The organism is Mycolicibacterium canariasense, assembly GCF_002101555.1.
GTDB lineage: Bacteria > Actinomycetota > Actinomycetes > Mycobacteriales > Mycobacteriaceae > Mycobacterium > Mycobacterium canariasense.
The window spans coordinates 20,590-27,188 of sequence record NZ_LQOL01000093.1 but is presented as its reverse complement, the minus strand read 5'-3'; the positions used below and the strand labels follow the sequence as shown (position 1 = coordinate 27,188).

The 6,599-nt window shown below is 68.3% G+C and carries 2 protein-coding genes and 1 pseudogene; 2 read left to right on the top strand and 1 reads right to left on the bottom strand.

Features of this window, described 5'->3' with window-relative positions:
• A pseudogene (locus tag AWB94_RS30575) lies at positions 1 to 1,112 on the top strand (hypothetical protein); the annotation flags it as partial.
• Complete coding sequence (locus AWB94_RS30570) at positions 1,109 to 1,849, top strand: hypothetical protein (protein WP_062660269.1); 741 nt, start codon at positions 1,109 to 1,111, stop codon at positions 1,847 to 1,849. The pseudogene AWB94_RS30575 and the gene AWB94_RS30570, both read left to right, overlap by 4 nt.
• A 35-nt stretch (positions 1,850 to 1,884) precedes the next feature.
• On the opposite strand, the gene mobF is transcribed toward AWB94_RS30570, so the two are convergent.
• Positions 1,885 to 6,456 (bottom strand): MobF family relaxase, encoded by a 4,572-nt coding sequence (mobF, locus tag AWB94_RS30565; protein ID WP_234811945.1) that lies wholly within the window; start codon positions 6,454 to 6,456, stop codon positions 1,885 to 1,887.
• Positions 6,457 to 6,599: the final 143 nt, after the last annotated feature.

Sequence of the window (6,599 nt, the reverse complement as noted above, 5' to 3'; positions counted from 1 at the left end):
CCCCGGCGCCAACCGTGCCGGCGGGCACCCTCGGCTCAGCTAATGCTCCAGCAGCGTCCGCCCCGTCCGCAGCGAGTGCGGCTGCGGGCCCGACCCTGATCCCGGCCAGCGTGGTGGCCGCGGGCCAGACCGCGGCCGCCCAGGAGCGCCGCGAGTCGGCCGACGCGGCGGCGGCCAGGGAGTTGGTTTGGAAACTGCAGCACGCCGCGTCCCTGGCGGGCAGCCCCATGACGGGGTGGGCAGTCGGGGTGTTCCGTTCCCCGAGCGGCACCGAGACCGTGATCACCTCTAATGACGGAGCCGGTTACATCCCGGCGGGGTTTTTCATTCCGCGCTCAGTTCGCGTGTTGGCCACAGACCCGTTGGTGGACAACGATTTCCGACAGTTGTGGTTCGGTTGGGCCGATCCCGCGCAAATCCTCATCGAGTACGCCGCGCTGCGCGCGCAGTGGGGCTGGCGACTGGTTGCCGCTGCGAGCACGCTTGCGACGCCTGCGCTGCGGGACGCGGGGGTCGAGCACCCGCCGGCGTGCACGCGCGAAACCAACCCGCTGTTGCAGCCCGGTGTTCAGGTACCCGCCCCCGTACTCGACGACATGCACGTGCATCGGCTGGCGGTGCTGTGGCCCGAGATCTACCCGCGGCTGCTGCGCATCATGGGAACCGACCCGATTTATCAGGACCGGATCGTCTCCGCGGTGACCGCGGCGCTGATCTATGCAGCAACGTCGCAGGCCCAGCCCGTCGAGATCCCTGATGCGGTGCGCCATATCTGGGAGGCTCGCGGTGGTGACCGTGAGCCCACCACTCAGCAGTGGGCCAAGTACAACGAGGAAGCTCAGATCTTCAACGGCACTACTGCCATCGCCCGGCCCGCGTTCATGACTGGCGGGGCGGGCCATCCCCGCGACTACAGCGAAGCTCTGGCGAACTACCGGGCGCACTGGCTGGTTGCGCGTACTGCCGAACACATCGGCGGCTGGGCCACCCGGCCACTTCTGCTACCCGACATGTGTTATGCCGCAGCTGTTTCTGGCGAACCTGACTTGGCCGACATGATCGTCAGAGCCCTGGTCAGCGTCGAACAGGATTTGGAGCTGGAACGGCAATGACGACCGGAGCGCAGTCCTACGTGGACGCGGAGTACCAGGGCGTCGAGCTTGGCGTGCGTCACGCCGACTTAGCGGATTGCGTCGCGCTGGCAGCTCAATGGGCCCGCGCTTACCGCGCCGCCGTCCCCAATGATCAGCGCACCGACTTCGACGTCGCATACCCGCTGATACCTCATGCAACCACGTTGGAGTTCGTTCACGCAGAACTGGCGAGGGCGATATCGGCGCTCACTGACGCGACAGAGGTGTCCGTGACTCGGGACGCTCCGCGACCAGCAGGTCCAGCGGCAGAAGTACGCATACTGCCACACCTCGACGCTGTTCCCTACCTCATGCGGATGGAGCCACGCAGCCGTTACCGCGTTACACATCAGGATCTTTGGCGTAGCTCACTCGCCCACGCCAAGGACTACCTGTCATCGGTGGACGAGATCGATACGCGCGAGCTTGATCTGAAGCTGAGCTGGTACGCCACGGTGGTCCAGAAACTGCTCGATGCCGCCTACACGGCTGTGCGCGACGCCTACACCGACGCGGTGGTGGCCACCTTCTGCACAGTGCCCGATAGAGTCCTTCCCTACACCATCGCTTCCTGCTTAAAAGACTTGACCAGCCAGGGATTTGACGACGCCAACTGCGGGCCGCTACTTCATAGGTTTGCAGATTCTTTTCCAAATGCAGTGGCCGAGTGCTTGACCATGCCCCATAAGTGGCAGGCGACGCAGCAAAATCACTGACCCGCGCGGGACCCGCTCCCAGCCCGTGGCGGATTCTAGTCGAGTTCGAGTCCGTATCCCTGGTCTCGGGCTCGGTCTCGTCCGCGGTCGCGGCTGGGTGGGTTGGTCAGCAGTCGCCAGCGGTACGCAGCGTGACCGCGGTGGGTCTCTGCGGCTTTCGCCAATGCCGGGTCAGCAATTTCTCTTGCAGGACGGGCGTTTTCAGACCAGGGCAGTCCCATCCCGTCGAGGAGTCGGCGTCCGGGTCCGGGCTGGCCGTTGTCGATGAGTAGGAGTCGACCGTGGGTGTCGGCCAGGGTGGTGGCCACTGCGGCGAGGTGGGCGGGGTCGGCGGCGGCGGCGTCCTCGACGACCACCAGCGCCGCACGCGGTGGCCGGCGCTCGGTGATCTTGTCGGCAAGCTCGGCCAGGCTGAAGCGGTCGGGCTGCGGTGTGGCGGGCACGCGTAGGCAGGGGCGGCCGGTATCGGCGGCGGCCGCCGCGATCGCTTCGGCCAGCTCGGGGGTGTCGTGGTTCGCGGTGAGGGTGGTCACGACATACGGAACGGTTAGCGCGATCGCGACAGGATCGGGCTGCGGTGCCGGGAGGCGCAGCGGGTCGCCGTTGCGGTGGGCGGCGGCCAGGACCTCGACGAGCGCTCGATCGGAAGCGTGCTCGACGGACTGTTGCGGTTCGGGCACGGCGGCGGTGGGGGCCAGCGTCTCAGTGATGCGCCACCAGAGGGCGGCGGCGGGCATCTCGTCGGGGAGTGGTCCTTGGTGTGCGGCGTCGGTGAGTAGTTGGTGAATGTTTTTGGTGTGGGCGGCTTCTGCGAGCTGCGCGGCCAGGGTGGGCCAGTATTCGTCGGTGCGGACGCGGCGGTCGATCGCGTCGATTAGGTCGTGCCACTGTGTGGTGTCGGGCTGGTTGTGTGCGATGGCGTCGATGCCGTGGCGCTGTAGCAGGTCTTGCACGGCGCGGGTGGCCACCGGGTATTGCGGGGGGCCGGTGAGGCGGGTGTCGGCGGCCTCGACGGCGGTGGCGGCCCGGAACACGGCGATCTCGGCGGTCAGGGTGGGGTTGGCGTTGGCGATGATCAGTGGCCGCGCCCAGGGCGGTGCGGTCTGCGCGGTCCAGGAGCGGGCGTTGTCGCGTATTTGGTCGGCCAGGTCGGTGACGAGGTGTTCGCGGCGGTGCAGGTAGTCACCCCAGTGCGGGTTGTCTGCCAGGACGGTGGGGATGGCGGGTAGCCAGCGCAGCGGCCCGCTGACGCGGCCGTCGCTGCCGGTGAGGTCGATGCGGTAGTCCAGGACGGCGGCCGCGTCAGCGGCGTCGTCGAGTCCGCCGCGGGCGTGCGCGGCGGTGAGCAGCTCGGCCGGATCGGCGCCGGATAGTGCGCGGATGGCCAGGCGGCGGCGCAGGACCGGCCACGCGGTGCAGGTCGTGAGATCGGGGTGCACGGATTCGGCGAGGGCGTCCAAGCGTGCACGTGCCCCTTCACCGAGTTGGTTTTCGGCGGCGGTGGCGAGGGCATCGGTGAACATATCGGCGGCCGCGGCCAGGCGGCGGGCGGGGTCGGCGGCCTGGCGGGCGGCGGTGGTGGCCGAGACCTGGGCACCGTCGCGGGCCACGATCCGGGAGAGGACATCGACGGCGGTGTCGGGGTGGGTGGCTTTCGGGGCAAGGATGCGGTGCGGGTCGGTTTCGGCGGTGGACAGGTAGAGGTGGTTTTCGGCGCGGCCGCGGGTGAGCGCGACGTAAAGGTGTTGGCGCGTCAGGTGTTCGGCGCCGACGACGTGGCAGGCGTGCCCGGCGGTGGAGCCTTGGGCGGCGTCGATGGTGGCGGCGTAGCCGAGGGTCACGTGGTCGGTGACGTAGTCCGCCGGCAGGGTGATCTCGCGGCCGGTGCCGCGATGACGAGCCTTCAGCGCCCCGTCTGGGGCGATGTCGACGATGGTGAAGGTGTAGCCGTTGCGGACGTAATCGGTGCCCGACAGGGGCAGCTGGCGGTTGTTGCGGCGGGCGCGGATGACATCCCCGACGCCGGCGGCCAGGCCATCAGACAGCACGGTCTCGCGGCCCGGCGTCGCGTGCGGGTCTGCCTCGTCGAGCGCCGCGGCCAGCCGTGTGGTGCGTGCCCGGACGTTGAGTTCGTTGACGATCGCGTTGGTGGGAGCCAGCAGCAGGCTGTCGCGGCCGGCGTCCTGGTCGGCCTGCCAGGCGGTGAAGGCGGCGTCGGCGGAGGTCTGTTCGGTGCCGATGTGGATGCGGCCGGCATCGAGGTAGAAGCCGATCCCGGCGGGGTCCCCGCCGCGCAACGCGAGGGAGGCGGCGGCTTCGGCGCGGGAGTGAAACCGCACCACCTCCGAGAGCGTGAGGGCTCCGGTGTCGGTGGCGATGTCGCGCAGCACCCCGCCGGCTGAGATGGAGGCGAGCTGGGCGTCATCACCGACCAGACGCACACTCGCGCCTTTTGCGAGGGCGTGGGTGATCATGGCGTCCAGACCGGGGGTGGAGGCCATGCCGGCCTCGTCGACCACGATGAGGGTGTCGGGACCGACCTGGGTGAACCAGTCCGGAGTGCCGTAGATCGCGGCGTTGTTCTCATCGGTGCAGTGCACGTACTTGTCGAGGGTGTCAGTGGTTGCGCCCAGGTCTTCGCCGAGCACGATCGCCGCGGCCGCGGTGGGGGCCAACCCGAGGACCTGTCCGCCGGAGCTGCGCCAGGCGTGCGCCAGGGCGGCCATGGCGGTGGTTTTGCCCGCCCCCGCCGGGGCCAACGCGAGCCCGACGCGGCGGCCGCCGAGGGCCATTTGGGCCACCAGAGCGGCTTGGCCGTCGTTGAGGGGTTTGCCGCGCGCGGCGGCGTCCGTGAGGGCCAAACGCACGTCTGTCGTGGCCGTGACACGGCCATCGAGTTGGTGCGCTGCGGCCAGGATTCGCCGCTCGGCGGTGAGGATGTCAGCGCTGGTGTAGGTCGCGGTGCCGTGGCGGCTGTAGACGCTGGAACCGTCGCGGCGACGCAACGCGACAGGCTCACCCAACTCGGCGTCGTCGACGCGGGCATGGGGCACCGAGAACGCCTCAGATAGTGCGGTGGCGGTGAGCCGTTCGACAAGCTGCGACACGTGTGCGACACCCTCGTTGCGCACGACGCGGAGCGCTTCGGCACGCACGTGATGACGCTGCCAGGTCGCCCGCGATTCGGACACCGTGGCGATCAGTGCGCCAGCCTGCGACGCCACCCATTCGTCAGTGATCTCCGGTGTCGTGTGGCCGCGTTCGGCGGTCAGAACGTTGGCTAGCATGCGCTCTACTCCGTCGTGGCCCAGGACCTCGACAGCTTGGTGGCGCCAGGTGTCGCGCTGCTCTGCCAGCGAGCGCGGTTCATGCTTGGCTTCGCGCGATTCCAACGTCGCCTGTTGGGCCAACGCGAGGGACTCGATGGTGGTCGGTTCGCGGCCGTGATCATGCTGAAACGCCTTGGCCAACTCGGCGGTACGGGCCTTGATCGCCGTGCGCCGGCTCGACCAGCGCGTCATCAATTCCGCCGACATTCCGACGATCTCGCGCACGGGTCGCTTCCCGCGTCCCCGGGGGGTCTCGGCGAAGTCCACACCGAGGCGGTCGATGGTGTGGGCTTCCATGCGGGTGTTGTACATCTCCGAGGCCGCCACGATGACCCGGTGCAACGGTTGGCCATCCAAAGCGAGCCAGCGGCGCACCCCATTGTGATCGAGGTAAGACACCTTGTTGGAGATCGCGACATGGGTGTGCAGATCGGGGTCCCCGGCACGCGAATCGCGGTGGGTGAACACCGCGGCGATGAGCCCTTCGGTGTCGACCTGGGCGACACCGTTGGTGCCAGTACGGGTGAAGGTGGCGTTGTCTTGGAGCCACTCCAACACGTCGGCCACCGCGGCCTCGTGCGCAGCTTCGATTTGTTCGGAAACCTCCGGTGGGGCGATCGCCCATAACGCCGAAATCGACTTCACCGGAGAGAACGTCAAGTCGTAGCCGGCCACCGCGGTGGTGCGGGCCCGGGTGGCGCGTGCGATGAACCCGGATAGCTCGCGCGCATCGGCTGGTGCGCGGTCGAATTGCTCGGCGAACATCTCGGTGGCGACGCGGGTACGGATGCCTGCCCGCACGTCATCATCGATGGTCGCCGTGCCCGGTAGCCCGGCGGCGATGTTGTGCGCGCGGAACGCTTTCCCGACACGACGGGTGAACTCCGAGGACTCGTCACGCACCGCGTATTTGCGGCCCAACTGGGTGGCCGCGATGGAGGGGCGAACATTCAATCGTGGGGACAGATGGTCAGAGATTTTGTCGGCGTTGGGGTGCAAACCCAGCCCAAACAGGGCCTTCATTTGCTCCTCAGTGACCACCGATCCGCCTTCGACGGTCCACACCTGTTGGCGCACTTCGTCGCTGACTTCGCGTGCGCCGGTGTCGGCCAGCGCGGCCAGGCCGCGACCGGTCCAGCGGCCCGGTGATTCGCCCTTGGCCGAGTAGTAGTCAGCCAGGGCGGAGCGACCGCGTTCGGTGCTGTCGGCGGCCGCGACTTGCCGCACCAGGTACACGTAGCCGTCCCCGGCGGTCAGCTTGTGCAGCGTCATCACCATGACGCGCACACCACCGCCCTCCGCATGCGCCCGACCGTCTCAGAATTCGCGCTGCCGAAGCCACCACCAAACCAGGGACCGTTACCAAACCGTGACCTTCATGCAAGAGGTGTGTTGGGTTTGAGGTCTGTGGAAAACGGGGT

Excerpts from the sequence above, each read along its gene's own strand:
- AWB94_RS30570 (WP_062660269.1), top strand. The coding sequence starts at position 1,109 with ATGACGACCGGAGCGCAGTCCTACGTGGACGCGGAGTACCAGGGCGTC.
- mobF (WP_234811945.1), bottom strand. The coding sequence starts at position 6,456 with ATGGTGATGACGCTGCACAAGCTGACCGCCGGGGACGGCTACGTGTAC.